This is a genomic window from Ulvibacter litoralis, assembly GCF_900102055.1.
In the GTDB taxonomy this organism is placed as follows: Bacteria; Bacteroidota; Bacteroidia; order Flavobacteriales; family Flavobacteriaceae; genus Ulvibacter; species Ulvibacter litoralis.
Map to the genome: position 1 here is coordinate 1,254,522 of NZ_FNBA01000001.1, position 18,548 is coordinate 1,273,069.

Here is an 18,548-nt window from a genome sequence, read left to right on the forward strand (position 1 = left end):
ATTTTTACACGCGATTCAACTAACGTGAAATTCAGCTGCTTTTACCAACAAAAACAGCTACAAATTAATGGACAATACAACAACCAAACAACGGTTAACCGATTTACAATGCTGTGTAATTATTCCTACGTATAATAATCACAAGACATTGAAGCGTGTTATTGATGGTGTTTTAAACTACACCAACGCTGTTATTGTTGTAAACGATGGTGCTACCGATAGTACCGAAACTATTTTGCAAGCCTATCCGCAACTGACCCAAATACACCTACCCAAAAACAAAGGAAAAGGGAATGCGCTTCAAATAGGATTTAACAAAGCAGTCGAGTTAGGCTACCAATACGCCATTACGATTGATAGTGATGGACAGCATTTTCCGTCCGATATTCCTGTGTTTGTCGATGCCTTAGTAGCTTCCGAAGAGAAAAACATCCTGCTAATCGGTGCGCGAAACATGACGCAAGAAGGGGTGCCTAAGAAAAGCAGCTTCGGAAATAAATTTTCAAACTTCTGGTTTTGGTTTGAAACAGGCACTTCTTTAGACGACACACAATCTGGTTTCCGATTGTACCCAATTCAGGAATTGAAAAAACGAAAGTTTTACACTAAAAAATTTGAGTTCGAAATTGAAGTCATCGTAAAAGCCGCATGGAGCGGAACCGTCGTGAAAAATGTTCCTGTAAATGTGTTGTACGATGAAACAGAACGCGTTTCTCACTTTAGACCGTTTAAAGATTTTACGCGCATTAGCATTTTAAATACCTGGTTTGTGATTGTTACTTTTCTCTATATCAAACCGCGAGATTTGTATCGAAAATACCGTAAAAAAGGGTTGAAGCGTTTTGTTATGGAAGATTTGCTCGGAAATGACGATTCGCCAAGAAAAAAAGCATTGTCTATTGCCTTAGGTGTGTTTATTGGGTTGTCTCCGTTTTGGGGGTTTCATACCCTTATCGTGATCTTTTTAGCCATACTCTTTAAACTAAATAAAGCCATCGCATTTGCATTTTCAAATGTAAGTTTACCGCCGTTCATTCCATTTGTTTTATACGCGAGTTCTAAAATGGGACAGTTTGTTTTAGGCATTGAGTATTCGTATACGATGGAAGAAATGACCGAAAACTTTGAAGTGCTAAAACACCTTAAAACGTACATCGTGGGAAGTTTTTCGTTAGCATTAGTCGCCTCAGTTGTAGTAGGACTTTTAGGGTTTCTCATTCTTTCTATTGTACAAGGAAAACAAAAGCTTTTGGTACATGAATAAGCTGTTTTATAACGCATATACGTTTATTGAAAAAAATAGCATAGCGAGCTTAGGGGCACTTTTAGTGGTGATTGCTTTCCTCGGATTTTTAGCTTCAAAAATTGAATTTGAAGAGGATATTACCAAACTTATTCCCACAAATAGTAAAACCCAAGAAGTTCAAAAAGTATTGGCGTCGGTAAACTTTACCGATAAGATTATTGTAAATATTCAACGTCAACCCAACGGAACGCTCGAAGATTTGACCAATTACGCAAGTGTGCTTGTGGACAGTCTGCAGAAAGAAATCCCCACACACATAAAAAACATTCAAGGAATTGTAAAAGAAGATGCCATCGATTCGACCCTCGATTTTCTGTATTACAATGCGCCTATATTTTTAGAAGATACCGATTATCGAAAGATTGAAGCCAAACTTCAAAAAGACAGCATCGCAGCCATTACGGAGGCAAATTATAAAATGCTATTGTCACCTTCCGGAATCATTGCCAAGAAAACGATACGTCGCGACCCCTTAGGAATTTCCTTTTTGGCATTACAAAAACTACAACAAATCGGTCTTAATGATCAATTTACACTTAAAAATGGCTTTTTAGTCAGTAAGGACGAGCAAAACGTATTGCTATTTATAACACCCACTTTTCCGTCCAGCGAAACGGCTCAAAATGCACTTTTTGCAGATAGATTATATGAAATTCAGAAAAAGGTAAATACGGCTTTTTCAGAAAAAGTAGAGAGCGAGTATTTTGGAGCTGCGTTAATTGCGGTTGCCAATGCACAACAAATTAAGAAAGACATTCAGTTTACGGTAGGGATTGCACTCTCAGTCCTTGTTTTGATTTTTATTCTGTTCTACCGAAAACTCACAATTCCGCTCATTTTATTCACACCTACCTTATTTGGAGGGTTGTTGTCGGTAGCGGTTTTGTATTTGGTTCGAGGTCAGATTTCAGCCATTTCGTTGGGAATTGGCTCCGTACTTTTGGGAGTAACACTCGATTATTCGTTACACATACTAACGCACATTCGAAATAACGAAACCATTAAAAGTCTTTACAAAGACATCACATTGCCCATTTTAATGAGCAGTCTTACCACGGCTTTGGCATTTTTATGTTTGCTGTTTTTAGACTCTCAAGCCTTGCAGGATTTAGGGATTTTTGCAGCGGTTAGTGTCATCGGGGCTTCAGTTTTTGCATTGCTTTTCATTCCGCAGGTGTACAAAGGAGGAACTTCAAAAAAGCGTAAAAACACCTTGTTAGATCGCATTGCTTCCTACCAGTTTCATCAAAATAAATGGTTGGTTGGCGGAATCGCATTGTTGGTTTTGGTGAGTGCTTTTACGTATAACAACGTTGTTTTCAATAAAGACATTTCAAAGCTTAACTTTGAACCCCCAGCGGCTACGGCAGCGAAAGAACATCTCGAAACGCTGACCAATATAGATTTAAAGTCGATGTATTTGGTGGGCTTCGGAAAGACCACAGAAGAGGCACTTGCAGCGAATGATGTGATTTTTGAAAAGCTTCAATTGCTGAAAGAACGCAACGAAATTACAAGCTATAATTCGATTGGAGCTATTCTTTTTTCTGAAGGTATTCAGCAACAAAAAATAGCGCAGTGGAAACAATTTTGGAATCCTGAAACCTTTCAGAAGACACAAACCAACTTAATTGAAAGTGGGGCCACCTTCGGATTTAAACCCACAACGTTCAAACAGTTTTATACCTTGTTGGAATCAGATTTTGAACCTTTACAAGTTTCAGACTACAGTGCAATTACTTCCTTCTCGATAGACGATTTTGTAACGGAAAAAGACGATTTCACAACGGTTACAAGCTTGGTAAAAGTAGGAGAAAGTACTTCTGAAAAAGTAAAAGAAACCTTTAAAGACCTCCCAAACACATTGCTTATCGATCGACAAGCGATGAACGAAACTCTATTGGGGAATCTTAAAAATGACTTTAACGACTTAATAGGCTATTCGCTTTTGGTGGTGCTTATTTTGTTGCTGTTGTTTTTTAGAAGCTTCTCACTAACCTTGGTGACGGCAATTCCAATTTTTTTGACGTGGGTCATTACCATTGGCGTGATGGGACTTTTCGGACTTGAATTCAATATTTTTAATATTATTATTTCCACCTTTATTTTCGGACTCGGAATCGATTACAGCATTTTTGTTACGAATGGAATGCTTAAAGAAAACGAAACAGGTGAGAAGACGTTGGCGACTCATAAAACCTCGATTATCTTATCGGTAATCACCACTATTTTAGGGGTTGGTGTTTTAATTTTCGCAAAACATCCTGCGCTGTATTCAATTTCGGTCGTTTCTATCATCGGGATTTTCGCTGCGATGTTGGTTTCTTTTACCATACAACCCTTACTGTTTAAACTGTTTATAGGAAGCAAAACAAAGCGACCTATTTCGTTGCGATTGCTACTACACTCGGTTGGTTCGTTTCTGTATTACGGCTTGGGCGGACTATGTCTTTCTATTTTTAGTGTGTTGTTAATGCCGTTGATTCCACTGAGCAAAAAAGTGAAAATGTTGGGCTTTCATAAAGTGATTTCGAAATTTATGAAATCTGTTTTATACACCAACCCTTTTGTTAAAAAACGAATCGTTAATGTAGGAAACGAAACCTTTGAAAAGCCTGGAATTATAATCGCGAACCATACGTCGTTCTTAGATATTTTGGCAATCGGAATGTTGCATCCTAAAATCATTTTCTTGGTGAACGATTGGGTGTATAATTCGCCTATTTTCGGAAAAGCAGTGCAATTGGCAGGTTTTTATCCTGTCTCCAACGGAATTGACAATGGCGTAGAGCATTTGCAGGTAAAAGTTGCGCAAGGCTATTCGTTAATGGCATTTCCAGAAGGGACGCGTTCTACGACCAATAAGGTGAGACGATTTCACAAAGGCGCCTTTTTTCTTGCGGAGAAATTGAGTTTAGATATTATTCCCGTGCTTATTCATGGGAACTCTGAAGTACTTCCGAAGGGCAGTTTTGTAATTAGAAATGGAAGTATTACCGTTAAAATTTTGGATCGAATTACTTCGGGAAATGACACGTTTGGAACAACCTACAAGGATAGAACAAAGCGTATCAGCGCCTATTTTAGAACAGAATTGGAAGCATTACGAAACGATATTGAAGGGGAAACGTACTTTCATGATTTGATAAAATTAGAGTATCGGTACAAGGGAGATGCTTTGTATGCATGGGTTAAAAACGACTTGAAAGCAAACGCAGCGGTGTATAAAACGGTGATGGATACATTGCCCAAAAACGCCAGTATTGTAAATCTTTCTGAGAACAAGGGTGTATTAGACTTCTTGTTGATGCTAGATAGTACCGACCGTAAAATTTGTACCTACATCGAAGATGAAGAGGTGAGAGTGATTGTTGAAAATAGTTTTATAACCGAGCATTACAAGCGATTAACGTTTGCTGCTTCTGAAAAAGAGGCATTGGATTTTCCTGGACATTTTTATATTTTAAATGCTTCGGAAAGTGCTACAGCATTGTTGAATGATGTTAAGAAGTCTTCAGATTTAGACTTTCAAATTGTTTTTCAAAACCATAAACTTAGTATCTTTAAAAAAACAGAAGAATAGTTGAAGTATCAAGAGAAATATGATGTTGTTATTGTTGGAAGTGGCTTAGGAGGTCTTGTTTCTGCTATTATTCTTGCCAAAGAAGGGAAAAGTGTTTGTGTATTAGAAAAGAACAATCAGTTTGGAGGAAATCTTCAAACCTTCGTTCGAAACAAAACAATATTTGACACGGGAGTTCATTATATCGGAGGACTTTCCGAAGGGCAAAACCTCTATCAATATTTTAAGTATTTAGGAATTATAGATGATATCGAGCTCAAACAACTCGATCAAAATGGATTTGATATTATCACCTTTGATGATGATACGGTAGAATACAGACACGGCCAAGGCTACGATAATTTCATTAAAAATCTAGTAGAACAGTTTCCAGAAGAAGAAAAAGCCATCCATACCTACTGTGATAAATTGAAAGAAACCTGTCGTCAGTTTCCGCTGTATATGGTAGAAGTGGGAAAACCTTATTATGAAGATACGAAGGTCTTTGAAATCTTTGCCAAAGATTATATCGATTCGGTAACGACTAATAAAAAGCTACGAGCAGTACTTTCAGGAAGTAATTTGCTATACGCAGGAGAAGCAGATCGAACTCCTTTTTATGTGCATGCTTTATCTGTGAACAGTTACATTGAAAGTTCGTATCGGTGTGTCAATGGAGGAAGTCAGATTACCAAAGCATTGTTGAAGCGATTAAAAGAAGCAGGTGGAGAAGCGTACAAACGTCACGAAGTAACAACGTTTAACCTTATCGATGGAGAAGTAGCTTCAGTAACGCTAGCCAATGGTATAGAAATTAAAGGAGATACTTTTATTTCGAATATAGAACCGAAACTAACCATACAGATGGTTGGTGAAGGGAGTTTCCGAAAATCGTATGTTTCAAGAATTAAAAATATTGAAAGTACGATGGCAGCTTTCACGTTGTATTTGGTGTTAAAGCCAGGCACTTTTGAATACCTAAACAAGAATTATTACCATTATAAAGATGAAGATGCTGTTTGGGATGCGTTTAATTATACGCAAGAAAATTGGCCAAGAGCGTATATGATTTCTATGGGAATCAAGAAAAATTCAGATGGCTACGGCGACAATTTGACGGCAATGACTTATATGAATTTCGACGAAATGAAACCTTGGGAAGGTACGTTTAATACCGCAGCCGATAAAAATGAACGCGGCCAAACCTACGACGAATTCAAAAAAGAAAAAGAAGAGCAATTTATAACTGAAATAGAGAAGAAATTTCCAAACATTCGCGATTGTATTGAGGCGGTGTATTCTTCAACCCCTTTGTCATATCGTGATTATATAGGAAGCAACCGTGGTTCTATGTATGGATATGTAAAAGATGCAAACAACCCTTTAAAATCGTTTATTTCAGCAAGAACAAAAATTAAAAACCTCTATTTCACAGGACAAAGCTTGAATATGCACGGTATTTTAGGTGTTACAATTAGTGGGGTTGTGACCTGTTCATTGCTTTTAGGAAGTGAATATTTGGTATCTAAAGTTAAAGAAGCGAATAAGAAAGAAGTAAAAGTCTAAGTTTCATGGGGCAAATTAAGACAATACCTATTGAAAGGGTGCAGAGTATTACCAAAAAGGAGTTTGTAGAAAAATACTACAAACCGCAGCGTCCTGTGCTTATCGAAAACCTAACCAAAGATTGGGGTGCTTATACAAAATGGAATTTAGAGTACTTTCAAGAACACGGAGGGGATCAAATTGTTCCTTTGTACAATAGCGAACCTACCAAAGGGAAACAAAACTCCGCAGCGCCCGTTAAAGAAATGAAGCTCTACGATTACTTGGAACTGCTAAAAACACAACCTACCGATCTTCGTATCTTTTTCTTTAATATTTTAGACAACTTGCCAGAATTATTAAAAGATATAAAGTATCCAGACATCGGACTCAAGTTTTTTAAACGTTTGCCGGTGATGTTTTTTGGCGGAGGCGGTTCTAAAGTATTGCCGCACTACGATATGGACTTGTCAGATTTGGTGCATTTTCATTTTCACGGGCATAAAAGTGTGACTTTGTTTTCGCCCAAACAAACCAAGTATTTGTATAAAGTGCCATTTGCGGTTCATAATTTAGAAACCATCGATTTAGACCATCCCGATTTTGAAACCTATCCAGCATTACACTATTTGGAAGGAATTCAGGTCGAAATGAAACACGGCGACGCCCTTTACATGCCAAGTGGCTATTGGCATTACATAAAATATCTAGACGGCGGTTTTTCGATTACATTACGTGCATTGCCTCGACACCCAGTGCGTTTGGTAAAAATGCTTGGCAATGTATTTGTGATGCGCCCTTTTGAAAATATCATGCGAAAGCTATGGGGTCAAACATGGGTAGATCGTAAGGAAGCACGGATTTTAAGAACCACTAATGAGAAGGTTCGTAAACGTCAAAAGAGTCATGCGTAACAAGTACTATTTTCTATATTTTTTAGGAGGACTTTGTACTCTTTTTGTATTGACGTCTTGTGGAATTTCAAAATCACTAAAGGACCGTCCAGATGTAGGTAACTATCACGTAAACCTTCCTGAAAGAACCCAGATATCAGATTCTACCTTTGTACTTGGAGCTAATTTTTTAACCAAAAACAAACACGGACTTTGGGAATTGTATGTAGAAGGAAATCCTTTAGAGAGAGGAATGGCTATTGGAAGTCTAACTCAAGAATTACTTCAGAAGCAAGAAAAAGTCTTTTTATCTAAAGTGAACGATTTAGTGCCTTCCAAAACCAAACAAGCCTTGTTGCGAAGCTTTTTAAAATACTACAATCGGAAGATGTACAAACACGTTACCGAAGAATACAAAACCGAGATTTATGGTGTATCTCAGTATTCTTCAGACACGTTTAATAGCATTGCACCACCGTATCTTCGAGCCTTGTATTTACACAGTGCGCACGATATTGGACACGCCCTGCAAGATTTGGCGTTGGTGGGTTGTTCGTCATTTGCGGTTTGGGATGCTAAAACAGAAGACGGGGAACTGCTCATTGGACGTAATTTCGATTTTTACGCAGGCGATGCTTTTGCGGAAGAGAAAATTGTGGCGTTTGTAAATCCTTCGGAAGGGTATAAATTTATGTCGGTTACTTGGGGAGGCATGATTGGCGTTGTGTCTGGAATGAACGATCAAGGACTTACAGTTACGATTAACGCAGGAAAATCTAAGATTCCGCTAACTGCTAAAACGCCTATTTCGTTAGTAACACGAGAGATTTTACAATATGCGTCTACCATCGCGGAAGCGATTGAAATTGCGAAAAAGCGAGAAGTATTTGTTTCGGAAGCGATATTTATAGGAAGTGCCAACGATAAAGAAGCAGCGCTTATTGAAGTTTCTCCACATAAATTAGGGGTGTATGACGTTCCGAATGAGCATCAATTGGTGTGTTCCAATCATTTTCAGAGTGACGCGTTTTCAGAAGACAAGCGGAACATTAAACAGATTGCCGAAAGTCATTCGCAGTATCGCTACGATCGTATGGAAGAGTTACTTTCCGAAGAAAATAAACTGAATCCGACAAAGGCAGTGGCTATTTTACGGAACAAAGAAGGGTTGAACGATAAACCAATTGGCTACGGAAACGAAAAAGCATTGAACCAATTATTAGCGCATCACGGCATTGTATTTCAGCCTGAAAAATTAAGAGTTTGGGTGTCGACCAATCCGTATCAGTTGGGTGAGTTTGTGGCGTACGATTTAAACGAGGTGTTTAAAAATCGAGATGGAACCCCTTCAGAAGAGTCGGTAGCATCTAAAAATTTAACCATAGCTGAAGATCCTTTTGCGACTTCGGAAGCCTTTCAAAAATATGAAGCGTATCGCGTTTTAGAACGAGAAGTAGAAGCGGCTATTGAAGAAAAAACGGTGTTGAAAGCCAAAAAACTTTCAGAATTACAAAATTATAACCCCGAATATTGGAAAGCATACTATCTTGCAGGCTACTATTATTATGAACACAAACAATTTTCAGAAGCAGCAAAAGCATTTGAAAAGGCAAAAGAGAAAGAGATAACTACCGTTCCAGATCGCGAACGAGTAGAGAAGTATCTTAAAAAATCAATTCGAAAAGCAACACAATGATTCCTGAAATAGAAAAAAAAGCTTCCTACGAAATAAAGGCCTTTCAGGAACAAAAACTGAAAGAAATACTGCAGTATGTTTCGCAACATTCGGCCTATTATCAGCAAGTATTTAAGGAGAAGAACATTGCGATCGATGCGATTACAGCCTTAGAAGATCTTTCTAAAATCCCGGTGACGACCAAAGACGACTTACAAAAAAACAATGATGCCTTTTTGTGTGTTCCAAAGAAAAAAATTATTGATTATGTAACCACTTCCGGTACCTTAGGCGACCCTGTAACCTTCGCGTTAACCGATACCGATTTGGAGCGTTTGGCGTACAATGAAGCGATTTCATTTGCGTGTGCAGGAGTAGGCGAAGACGATATTTTACAATTAATGACTACGATGGATCGCCGTTTCATGGCAGGTTTGGCGTATTTTTTAGGGGCTAGAAAATTAGGTGCAGGAATTGTAAGAGTGGGTTCTGGGGTTCCCGAATTGCAATGGGATTCTATCCAAAAGTTTCGGCCTAGTTATTTAATTTGCGTGCCTTCTTTTTTGCTGAAACTCATCGAATTTGCACAACAGCACAACATAGATTTAAGTACAACAGGTGTAAAAGGAGCGATTTGTATTGGAGAACCTATTCGCAATGAAGATTTTTCGTTGAATGTATTGGCTAAAAAAATTAAGGCCTCTTGGGATATTGAGTTGTTTTCAACCTATGCCTCTACCGAGATGAGTACTGCTTTTAACGAGTGTGAACAGCATGTAGGAGGGCATCATCATCCAGAACTAATTATTGCTGAGGTGTTGGACGAAAACGAGGAACCAGTTGCGGAAGGCGGTATTGGCGAGTTGGTAATTACAACCCTCGGTGTAGAAGCGATGCCCTTGCTTCGTTTTAAAACGGGCGATATGGTACAAGCGTATTTTGGAAATTGCGATTGTGGGCGAAATACCATGCGTTTGGGACCTGTGGTTGGTCGAAAAAAACAAATGATTAAATATAAGGGAACTACCTTGTATCCACCTGCGATTTTCAATGTGTTAAACCAGTTTAGCGCGATAGATGCCTTTGTAATTGAGATCTATCACAATAGTTTAGGAACCGATGAGATTTGTATTAAGATTGCTTCGGAAAGTGCTTCGGAAACATTATTGAATGAGCTTAAAAATCACGTTCGGGCAAAACTTAGGGTGACGCCAAAAATTGAATTCCATAGCCTGGCTGAAATTGACAAAATTCGATTCCCAGCCATGAGCAGAAAGCCCATTCCAATTGTTGACTTACGGAAATAAACTCAAAATCACCTATTCTCTATAGGTACACTTTCTTGAAGCAGACGCCAGGTATACCCTAATTCGCTCGTTTCATCTATATCGAATACAGAGTAATTCCGAAGTATTTCATTTGGATTCTTTGGATTGATAGCAATGACTTGTTCTATTTCAGGGAGGTTGCTTTTATGAACTGCAAATCCATTCATTACGGGTTTCCATTCATTATTTCGAAAAACATACAGAAAATACTTATTAAAATTCGGGTCTTTCAGTTTTGCTGTGAGTAGAATTAATTCCCTGTCGAAGCCTTCCAGCATTACTTTTGATACGATTCCGCCATGCGTTTTTGGAATTTTTAATTGCGGACACGTATTATTTTCAAAAGAAACAAACGTTGTTTCATTAGCGCGGTCCACATGTGAAACCTGTGCGTAAAACGGAGTAGCATCTCCTCTAAAATCACCCAAAACGGCGCCTTTAGGGAGTGTGCTAATTGTTTCTAAAGGAATTTCCTGATGAACTGTTTGGGTTCCTGAGGTGTTAGATACTTCCGTATGTACAGTTTCGTTTCCGCCTCCAATAATTGGTCCGGAGGATTTTGAAGGCGTACCACAGCTATAAAGTAAAACTGAAATAGATAAACTTAAAAATCGAATCATTGAATTCTAAACGTAATTACAGGCATATTGGCATGGTTTACTAAGTCTTCACTAACACTTCCATTAAAAAAATGTGAGATACCTTTTCTTCCGTGTGTGCTCATCCCTATGAGTTGCGCTTTTGTGTCTTTGGCAAATTGTAAAATTCCTTTTTCGATAGAAGTATCGTTGTAAATATTAAGTGTGTAATTTTCTGCTCCCATTCCACTTACAAAGTTCTTCATAATCTCATTTGCTTCAAGTGTTGTTTTAAAATCACTAGGAGTATTTACAAAAAGCAAGTGCATTTTAGCGCCAGCGTTTTTTGCAAATTTTTGGGCTTCATTAAAGCTCCAACGGCATTCTTCAGAAAAATCGGTAGCAAAAACAAAATCATTAATTTCGAAAGAGGCATGTGCATTTTTAATCACTAATACAGGAATTGTAGAGGTTCGAACTACTTTTTCAGTATTACTTCCAATAAACATTTCTTTAAAACCACTTGCGCCATGAGACCCCATAATAACTAGGTCTATATTGTTTTTTTCTACAGTATTGCTAATGTCGTTGTAAATTTCATCATGCCCAATAGCTTCATGTACATCAATTTCTTGCAGGTATGGTTTTTCGAGTAGTTCTGAAAAGTTTTTTTCAGCAAGTTTTATGAAAAAAAGCGATTCGGGAAGATTGCTAGGATCTGCGCCACGCCCAATGCTTAAAGGCATTTCTAAAGAGTGTAATAAGTAAATTTCGCTGCCGTGTTTTAAAGCAAGTTCTGCGGCTACTTTTAAGGCATTTTCTGCTTGAGAAGAAAAATCTGTAGGAACTAAAATACGTTTCATATGTTTTTTTGATTTGATACTAAAATTGATAGTATTAAGGTACAAAAATAAAATGGGTAGAAGTGGTTTTTTAATATTAAAAAAAATTGGTATATTTGCAAAGAATTTGATACACAACAAGTAGAGGGGACGTAAAGTCCCCTCTTTTTATAGTAAAAAATGATGCGGGGAAAAGTAACACAACTGCTAGAAGCAGCATTAGAGGAGAACGAATCACTATTTTTAATTGATTTGTCTATTTCTGAAAGTAATAAAATTACAGTGATACTGGATGGTGATTCTGGAGTAAAAGTGGAAGATTGTATTGCGATAAGTCGCGCTATCGAGAATAACTTAGATAGAGAAGAGGAAGATTTTTCGTTAGAAGTGATGTCTTCGGGTATTTCTGAAGGATTAAAAATTCCACGACAATACAAAAAAAATCTAGGGAGAAGCTTGAAAGTGAAAACACTAGAGGGCCGTACCATAGAAGGAGAGCTTACTCATGTAACAGATACAGAAGTAACACTTACTTGGAAAGCTAGAGAGCCAAAACCTGTAGGAAAAGGAAAAGTTACTGTTCAGAAAGAAGCCGTGCTACCTTATAAAGAGATTGTTGAAGCAAAAGTGATGGTAAAATTTAACTAAAATATTATGGAAAATTTAGCGTTAATTGATTCGTTTTCAGAATTTAAGGACGATAAACTGATTGACAGAGTAACGCTTATGGCGATACTAGAAGATGTTTTTAGAAATGCTTTAAAAAAGAAGTACGGAAGTGATGATAATTTTGATATTATTATCAATCCAGATAAAGGAGATTTAGAGATTTGGAGAAATAGAATTGTAGTTGCAGATGGTGAGGTAGAAGATCCTAACGAAGAAATTTCAATAAGTGCAGCGCGAAAAATTGAGCCAGATTTTGAAATTGGCGAGGATGTTTCCGAAGAAGTAAAGTTAATAGATCTTGGGCGTCGTTCAATTTTAGCATTGCGTCAAAACTTAATTTCAAAAATACACGAACACGACAATACAAACATATACAAGCACTTTAAAGAGCTTGAGGGAGAAATTTATACTGCGGAAGTACATCATATTCGTCACCGTGCTGTAATTTTGTTGGATGATGATGGAAATGAGATAATTCTTCCGAAGGAAAAACAAATTCCTTCAGATTTCTTCAGAAAAGGAGATAACGTTCGTGGAATTATTGAAAGTGTTGAGTTGAAAGGAAATAAACCAACTATTATATTGTCTCGTGCAAACCCTGTATTTTTGGAGAAATTGTTTGAACAAGAAATTCCAGAAGTATTTGACGGTTTAATCACGGTTAAAAAAGTAGTGCGTATTCCTGGAGAAAAAGCAAAAGTAGCAGTAGATTCATACGACGATCGTATTGACCCTGTTGGAGCTTGTGTTGGGATGAAAGGATCTCGTATTCACGGAATTGTTCGTGAATTAGGAAACGAAAATATTGATGTTATAAATTATACAACTAACTTGCAGCTTTATATTACAAGAGCTTTAAGTCCGGCAAAAGTAACGTCAATTAAGATTAATGAAGAAACCAAACGTGCCGAAGTAATTTTACGCCCTGAAGAGGTAAGCAAGGCAATTGGTAGAGGTGGACACAACATTCGATTGGCAGGTCAGTTAACTGGTTATGAGATTGATGTATTGAGAGAAGGTGCAGAAGAAGATGTAGAATTAAGCGAATTCTCTGACGAAATCGAAAGCTGGATTATTCAAGAATTCCATAAAATTGGACTTGATACAGCGAAGAGTGTCTTAGAATACGATTTTAAAGATTTAGTGTCACGAACTGATTTAGAAGAAGAAACTATTCAGGAAGTGATAAATATATTGAAAGAAGAATTTGAAGAGTAGTTGAAAGTTTAATTACTTTTATACAAATTTTTTAATACACAGAAAACAGGAGAAAGCATTTATATGGCTGAAGTAAAAACGATACGACTTAACAAAGTACTACGCGAATTCAATATCTCGCTAGATCGTGCCGTGGAATTTTTGAGTTCCAAAGGACACGATATAGAGGCGCGTCCAACAACTAAAATCTCTGATGGAGAGTACCAAGTACTGTTTGAAGAATTTCAAACGGATAAAAGCAAAAAGGTACAATCTAAAGAGGTTGGAGAGGAAAAGCGCAAAGAGAAAGAAGAACTTCGTTTAGAGCGTGAGCGTGAAATTGAAGAGAAACAGAAACGAGTAGCGCCAGTCGTTATTAAAGCTGAAGCTAAATTGTCTGGCACAAAACAGGTAGGTAAAATTGACCTTCAAACTGGAAAGCCTAAGGCTGCGCCAGAAGAGGTTAAAGCTCCTGAAGTACCTGCTAAGGTTGAAGCTCCTGCTGAAACTGAAAAGATAACGGAGGTTAAGAAAACCGAAGTTAAGAAAGCTGAAGACAAACCAGCCGTTAAAGAGGAAACTCCTGTAACTCCTCCGAAAGCTGAAAAGAAAGAAGAAACAGCGAAGGTTGAAGCGAAAAAAGAAACTCCTAAAAAGGAGGATAAATCCACTATTGAGAAACCAAAAGAGGAGGCTCCTAAAAAAGAAGTTGCTGCAAAACCTGAACCAACCCCTAAGAAAGATGAACCAGCAGCTCCTGTTGCTGAGGCAGAATCTCCAACGGGTGTGGTTGAAACAAAATATAAAAAATTAGACGGTCCTAACTTTACAGGTCAGAAAATTGATCTTACTCAATTTAAAAAACCTGAAAAGAAAAAGCCGGATGCTAAAAATGACAACTCTAAAGGTAAAAGTAAGAGACGTCGTATTAGTAAGGAACCTCAAAAAGGAGGCGGACCTGGAAATAGAGATAATAGAGGTCCAGCACGTAAGTCTGGTGGAGGTTCTGTAGGTAGAGGACGCACAAATGTCCCTAAGGAAGAGCCTAGTGAAGAAGAAGTACAAAAACAAGTACGTGAGACTCTTGAAAAATTACAAGGAAAGTCTTCAAAAGGAAAAGGGGCAAAATACCGTAGAGAGAAAAGAGATAGTCACCGTCAAAAAACGGAAGACGAACAAGCATTGCAAGATGCTGATAAAACATTAAAGCTTACAGAATTTGTAACTGTAAGTGAAGTGGCAACCATGATGGACGTGCCAGTAACAAAAGTTATTTCAGCTTGTATGTCATTAGGAATGATGGTAACAATGAATCAGCGTTTAGATGCCGAAACATTGTCGATCGTTGCAGATGAATTCGGATTTGAGGTAGAGTTTATTACTGCCGATATTGAAGAAGCAGTACAAGAAGAACAAGATGCTCCAGAAGATTTAATTTCTAGAGCTCCTATTGTTACAGTAATGGGACACGTAGATCACGGTAAAACATCTTTATTGGATTACATCCGTGAAGAAAATGTTATTGCTGGAGAGTCTGGAGGTATTACACAACACATTGGTGCCTATGGTGTGCAATTAAAGAATGGTCAAAAAATAGCCTTCCTTGATACACCAGGTCACGAGGCCTTTACCGCAATGCGTGCAAGGGGTGCTCAAGTAACCGATCTTGCTATTATTGTAGTGGCGGCAGATGATGATATTATGCCACAAACAAAAGAGGCAATTAGCCATGCGCAAGCAGCAGGTGTGCCAATTGTATTTGCAATTAATAAGATAGATAAGCCAGATGCAAATCCTGAACGTATTAAAGAACGTTTGGCGCAAATGAACTTATTGGTAGAAGATTGGGGAGGTAAAATTCAATCTCACGATATTTCTGCAAAAATGGGAACCGGAGTGCCAGAATTACTTGAAAAAGTATTATTGGAGGCTGAGCTTTTAGAGCTTAAAGCGAATCCAAACAGACATGCAAACGGAACCGTAGTAGAAGCATTCTTAGATAAAGGACGCGGATATGTTTCAACCATATTAGTACAAGGAGGAACCTTAAAAGTTGGTGATTACGTACTAGCAGGTCAAAATAGTGGAAAAGTAAAAGCAATGCATGACGAACGTGGTAATAACGTTAAAGAAGCAGGACCTTCAACACCAGTATCTATTTTAGGGCTAGACGGAGCGCCACAGGCAGGTGATAAGTTTAATGTATTTGAAGACGAGCGCGAAGCTAAAGCAATTGCAACCAAACGTACACAATTACAACGTGAACAATCGGTGCGTACACAACGTCATATTACATTAGATGAAATTGGACGTCGTATCGCATTAGGTGACTTTAAAGAGCTTAACATTATCCTTAAAGGAGATGTGGATGGTTCGGTTGAAGCCTTAACAGATTCGTTCCAAAAACTTTCTTCTGAAGAGATTCAAGTTAATATTATCCATAAAGCTGTTGGGCCAATTACCGAGAGTGATGTATTGTTAGCGTCCGCTTCCGATGCGATTATTATTGGATTTAATGTGCGCCCAATGGGGAATGCACGTCAGATAGCAGATAAAGAAGAAATCGATATCCGTACGTATTCTATCATTTACGATGCAATTAACGACCTGAAAGATGCGATGGAAGGAATGTTGTCTCCAGTGATGAAAGAAGAGATTACAGGTACTGCCGAAATACGTGAAACATTCAAGATATCTAAAGTAGGTACGATTGCAGGTTGTATGGTATTAAGCGGAAAGATTTTCAGAGGTTCTGGAATCCGTTTAATTCGAGAAGGCGTTGTGGTGTACACAGGAGAACTTGCTTCGTTAAAACGATTTAAAGACGATGTGAAAGAGGTTTCAAAAGGATACGATTGTGGTATTCAAGTGAAAAACTATAATGATATCTATGAAAATGATATTATTGAAGCTTTTCAAGAAGTAGCAGTGAAGAAGAAATTGAAATAGTATTTCTTATCCATCATAAAAAAAGCGATCTACCCATTGGGAGATCGCTTTTTTTATTTGTAATAAGTTATTGAGTTAACTTTATTATTCTCTTCGGAAAGTAATGGGTTGCTATTTGCGCTTTAAAATAAAAGCAGAACCAAATGTTTTCTGAACTTCGATCAGCGCACGGTCGGCTTCTATGCGCGAACTGAAGTTTCCTGCCCATACTTTATAATTAGGCGTTTCATATTCAATAGACGCAGGCCAAGCACCATAGCTATTTCTGTATTTTTTTATGGTAGAATTTGCAGTGTTTAGTTCGCCATAATACAATTGAATTGTATAACCGTCCGATAGTTTGTTGTCTTTCTCTAATTCTTTTTTGAGTTGAAGTAATTGCGTAATTTTAGAATCTTCATGTACAGTAACCGTTGCCGATTGTGCTACGATACTTTCAGAAAAAACCAGCGTTAACAAGCTGATAATAAATAAATTGCGAAGTGCTAATAATTTCATAGATTTGAATCTTTAATGCAAATGTAAAAGATAATAACATTAAGAAGTGCAAATTTATTATTTAGAATAAATATAAATTAATAGTTAACATATTATTTGCATTTCTAAAATGGTCATAAAGATGTACTTTTGTGCCGTTATTTATGGCGTGTAATTGCATTTTTAATGTAGGTAAAATACTAACCAATTACGTTCCAAACTATTGACAATAATTTAACCATTAGTATGAAAAAGGTCGATTTCCGAAATATACCCTCTCAATTGTCGCTTCTTTTGTTGGCTCTAATGCTGACTTTTTCAACGAGTCTTTTTTCTCAAGGAGACCCAGTTGCTGGAAAGGCATTGTTTAATGCAAATTGTGCGGCTTGTCATAAATTAGACAAGAAAGCTACGGGTCCTGCGCTTCGAGGTGTTTCTGAGAAACATGATGCAGCTTGGTTGTATAGCTGGATTAAAGATAGTCAAGCAATGATTAAGGCAGGTGATGCCAAAGCAGTTGCTTTGTTTGCAGAAAATAATAATTCTGTAATGACTTCTTTCCCTGCTTTGTCTGATGCAGATATTGATAATATTATCGCATATACAAACGAACCAAAACCTGAACCGAAAGTAGCTGTTGCAACAGCAACTGCTGATGGTGGATCTGGCGGAGGTGTTTCAAATAACATCATATTAGGTGCTCTTGCGTTGGTATTCTTGTTGTTGGTGGTAATGTTGTTCTTGGTAACAGGTACGCTTAAGAAAATTGCTGCAGCGAATGGTGTTGAAGTTGAGGAAAAGCAAAAAGGAGATTCTCTTTGGAAAGCATTTGCTAAAAATCAATTCTTAGTAATGGTAACTTCAATTGTGTTGATTTTAGGATCTGCATATTTTGCATACGGTTACTTAATGCAGGTTGGTGTTGATCAAGGATACGCTCCGGTTCAGCCAATCCACTTTTCTCATAAGATACACGCTGGTGATAATAAGATAGATTGTAATTTCTGTCACTCTTCAGCAAGAAAAAGTAAAACATCAGGTATTCCTTCTTTAAATGTATGTATGAACTGTCATAAGAACATTTCAGAATACAACGGTGAAGAAGATTTAGCGAATGGATATGACAAAGCTTTCTACGATGCTGAAATTGCAAAATTATATGAAGCTGTAGGTTGGGATGCAACCAATCAAAAATATACTGGAGATACAAAACCTGTTAAATGGGCGCGTATTCATAATTTACCAGACTTTGCATATTTCAATCACTCACAACACGTAACGGTTGCTGGTGTAGATTGTCAGAAATGTCACGGTCCAGTTGAAGAAATGGAAATATTAGAACAATTTGCGCCACTTACAATGGGTTGGTGTATTAATTGCCACAGAGAGACAAATGTCGTGATGGAAGGAAATGAATACTATGAAAAGATTCACGAAGAGCTTTCAAAAAAATATGGAGTTGACAAATTAACAATCGCTCAAATGGGTGGATTGGAATGTGGTAAATGTCACTATTAAAAAACAAAA

Annotated in this window: 13 protein-coding genes; 10 read left to right on the forward strand and 3 right to left on the reverse strand. The window is 37.6% G+C overall.

The window, feature by feature from the left end:
* Positions 1 to 67: 67 nt before the first annotated feature.
* From BLQ00_RS05750 to flxY, 6 genes are read left to right on the forward strand one after another with little or no spacing between them, the layout of a single operon-like run.
* Entirely contained in the window at positions 68 to 1,264 is a 1,197-nt protein-coding gene (locus BLQ00_RS05750) for a DUF2062 domain-containing protein (protein ID WP_093141683.1), read from the forward strand.
* On the forward strand, positions 1,257 to 4,889 hold the full coding sequence (locus BLQ00_RS05755) for an MMPL family transporter (protein ID WP_093141684.1): 3,633 nt from the start codon (positions 1,257 to 1,259) through the stop codon (positions 4,887 to 4,889). Before BLQ00_RS05750 ends, BLQ00_RS05755 begins: the two co-directional genes overlap by 8 nt.
* Entirely contained in the window at positions 4,890 to 6,434 is a 1,545-nt protein-coding gene (locus BLQ00_RS05760; RefSeq protein ID WP_093141687.1) for a phytoene desaturase family protein, read from the forward strand.
* A 5-nt stretch (positions 6,435 to 6,439) separates the two neighbouring features.
* Positions 6,440 to 7,327, forward strand: coding sequence for a cupin-like domain-containing protein (locus BLQ00_RS05765; RefSeq protein WP_093141689.1), 888 nt, complete (start codon positions 6,440 to 6,442; stop codon positions 7,325 to 7,327).
* Positions 7,320 to 9,002, forward strand: a complete 1,683-nt coding sequence (locus tag BLQ00_RS05770) for a C45 family autoproteolytic acyltransferase/hydrolase (protein ID WP_093141692.1) — start codon at positions 7,320 to 7,322, stop codon at positions 9,000 to 9,002. Before BLQ00_RS05765 ends, BLQ00_RS05770 begins: the two co-directional genes overlap by 8 nt.
* Positions 8,999 to 10,288 (forward strand): flexirubin biosynthesis putative acyl-CoA ligase FlxY, encoded by a 1,290-nt coding sequence (gene flxY, locus BLQ00_RS05775; RefSeq protein WP_093141694.1) that lies wholly within the window; start codon positions 8,999 to 9,001, stop codon positions 10,286 to 10,288. The genes BLQ00_RS05770 and flxY overlap by 4 nt, the downstream gene beginning before the upstream one ends.
* An 8-nt stretch (positions 10,289 to 10,296) precedes the next feature.
* Here the strand turns inward: flxY and BLQ00_RS05780 are convergent, their stop codons facing one another.
* Both BLQ00_RS05780 and BLQ00_RS05785 read right to left on the reverse strand, forming a co-directional pair.
* Positions 10,297 to 10,929: a hypothetical protein gene (locus tag BLQ00_RS05780; RefSeq protein WP_093141697.1), complete on the reverse strand. Its 633-nt coding sequence runs from the start codon at positions 10,927 to 10,929 to the stop codon at positions 10,297 to 10,299.
* Positions 10,926 to 11,750 carry a universal stress protein gene (locus BLQ00_RS05785; RefSeq protein ID WP_093141700.1) on the reverse strand — a complete coding sequence of 275 codons (825 nt, stop codon included), beginning with the start codon at positions 11,748 to 11,750 and terminating at the stop codon, positions 10,926 to 10,928. Before BLQ00_RS05785 ends, BLQ00_RS05780 begins: the two co-directional genes overlap by 4 nt.
* Before the next feature lie 159 nt (positions 11,751 to 11,909).
* Between BLQ00_RS05785 and rimP the strand changes: the two genes are divergently transcribed.
* From rimP to infB, 3 genes are all read left to right on the forward strand, one after another.
* Positions 11,910 to 12,377: a ribosome assembly cofactor RimP gene (rimP, locus tag BLQ00_RS05790; protein ID WP_093141703.1), complete on the forward strand. Its 468-nt coding sequence runs from the start codon at positions 11,910 to 11,912 to the stop codon at positions 12,375 to 12,377.
* Positions 12,378 to 12,383: 6 nt separating this feature from the next.
* Positions 12,384 to 13,616, forward strand: a complete 1,233-nt coding sequence (gene nusA / locus BLQ00_RS05795) for a transcription termination factor NusA (RefSeq protein WP_093141706.1) — start codon at positions 12,384 to 12,386, stop codon at positions 13,614 to 13,616.
* A gap of 63 nt (positions 13,617 to 13,679) precedes the next feature.
* Positions 13,680 to 16,544: a translation initiation factor IF-2 gene (gene infB / locus BLQ00_RS05800; RefSeq protein ID WP_093141709.1), complete on the forward strand. Its 2,865-nt coding sequence runs from the start codon at positions 13,680 to 13,682 to the stop codon at positions 16,542 to 16,544.
* Between the two features lie 111 nt (positions 16,545 to 16,655).
* On the opposite strand, the gene BLQ00_RS05805 is transcribed toward infB, so the two are convergent.
* Positions 16,656 to 17,042 carry an SPOR domain-containing protein gene (locus BLQ00_RS05805; RefSeq protein ID WP_093141712.1) on the reverse strand — a complete coding sequence of 129 codons (387 nt, stop codon included), beginning with the start codon at positions 17,040 to 17,042 and terminating at the stop codon, positions 16,656 to 16,658.
* Positions 17,043 to 17,267: 225 nt separating this feature from the next.
* Here BLQ00_RS05805 and BLQ00_RS05810 point away from each other — a divergent pair, with 225 nt between their 5' ends.
* Positions 17,268 to 18,539: a c-type cytochrome gene (locus tag BLQ00_RS05810; protein ID WP_093141715.1), complete on the forward strand. Its 1,272-nt coding sequence runs from the start codon at positions 17,268 to 17,270 to the stop codon at positions 18,537 to 18,539.
* Positions 18,540 to 18,548: the final 9 nt, after the last annotated feature.

What these genes read in the sequence shown, in the direction of transcription:
- BLQ00_RS05750 (WP_093141683.1), top strand. Translation starts at nt 68, where the DNA reads ATGGACAATACAACAACCAAACAACGGTTAACCGATTTACAATGCTGT.
- BLQ00_RS05755 (WP_093141684.1), top strand. Translation starts at nt 1,257, where the DNA reads ATGAATAAGCTGTTTTATAACGCATATACGTTTATTGAAAAAAATAGC.
- BLQ00_RS05765 (WP_093141689.1), top strand. Translation starts at nt 6,440, where the DNA reads ATGGGGCAAATTAAGACAATACCTATTGAAAGGGTGCAGAGTATTACC.
- BLQ00_RS05770 (WP_093141692.1), top strand. Translation starts at nt 7,320, where the DNA reads ATGCGTAACAAGTACTATTTTCTATATTTTTTAGGAGGACTTTGTACT.
- flxY (WP_093141694.1), top strand. Translation starts at nt 8,999, where the DNA reads ATGATTCCTGAAATAGAAAAAAAAGCTTCCTACGAAATAAAGGCCTTT.
- BLQ00_RS05780 (WP_093141697.1), bottom strand. Translation starts at nt 10,929, where the DNA reads ATGATTCGATTTTTAAGTTTATCTATTTCAGTTTTACTTTATAGCTGT.
- BLQ00_RS05785 (WP_093141700.1), bottom strand. Translation starts at nt 11,750, where the DNA reads ATGAAACGTATTTTAGTTCCTACAGATTTTTCTTCTCAAGCAGAAAAT.
- rimP (WP_093141703.1), top strand. Translation starts at nt 11,910, where the DNA reads ATGATGCGGGGAAAAGTAACACAACTGCTAGAAGCAGCATTAGAGGAG.
- nusA (WP_093141706.1), top strand. Translation starts at nt 12,384, where the DNA reads ATGGAAAATTTAGCGTTAATTGATTCGTTTTCAGAATTTAAGGACGAT.
- infB (WP_093141709.1), top strand. Translation starts at nt 13,680, where the DNA reads ATGGCTGAAGTAAAAACGATACGACTTAACAAAGTACTACGCGAATTC.
- BLQ00_RS05805 (WP_093141712.1), bottom strand. Translation starts at nt 17,042, where the DNA reads ATGAAATTATTAGCACTTCGCAATTTATTTATTATCAGCTTGTTAACG.
- BLQ00_RS05810 (WP_093141715.1), top strand. Translation starts at nt 17,268, where the DNA reads ATGAAAAAGGTCGATTTCCGAAATATACCCTCTCAATTGTCGCTTCTT.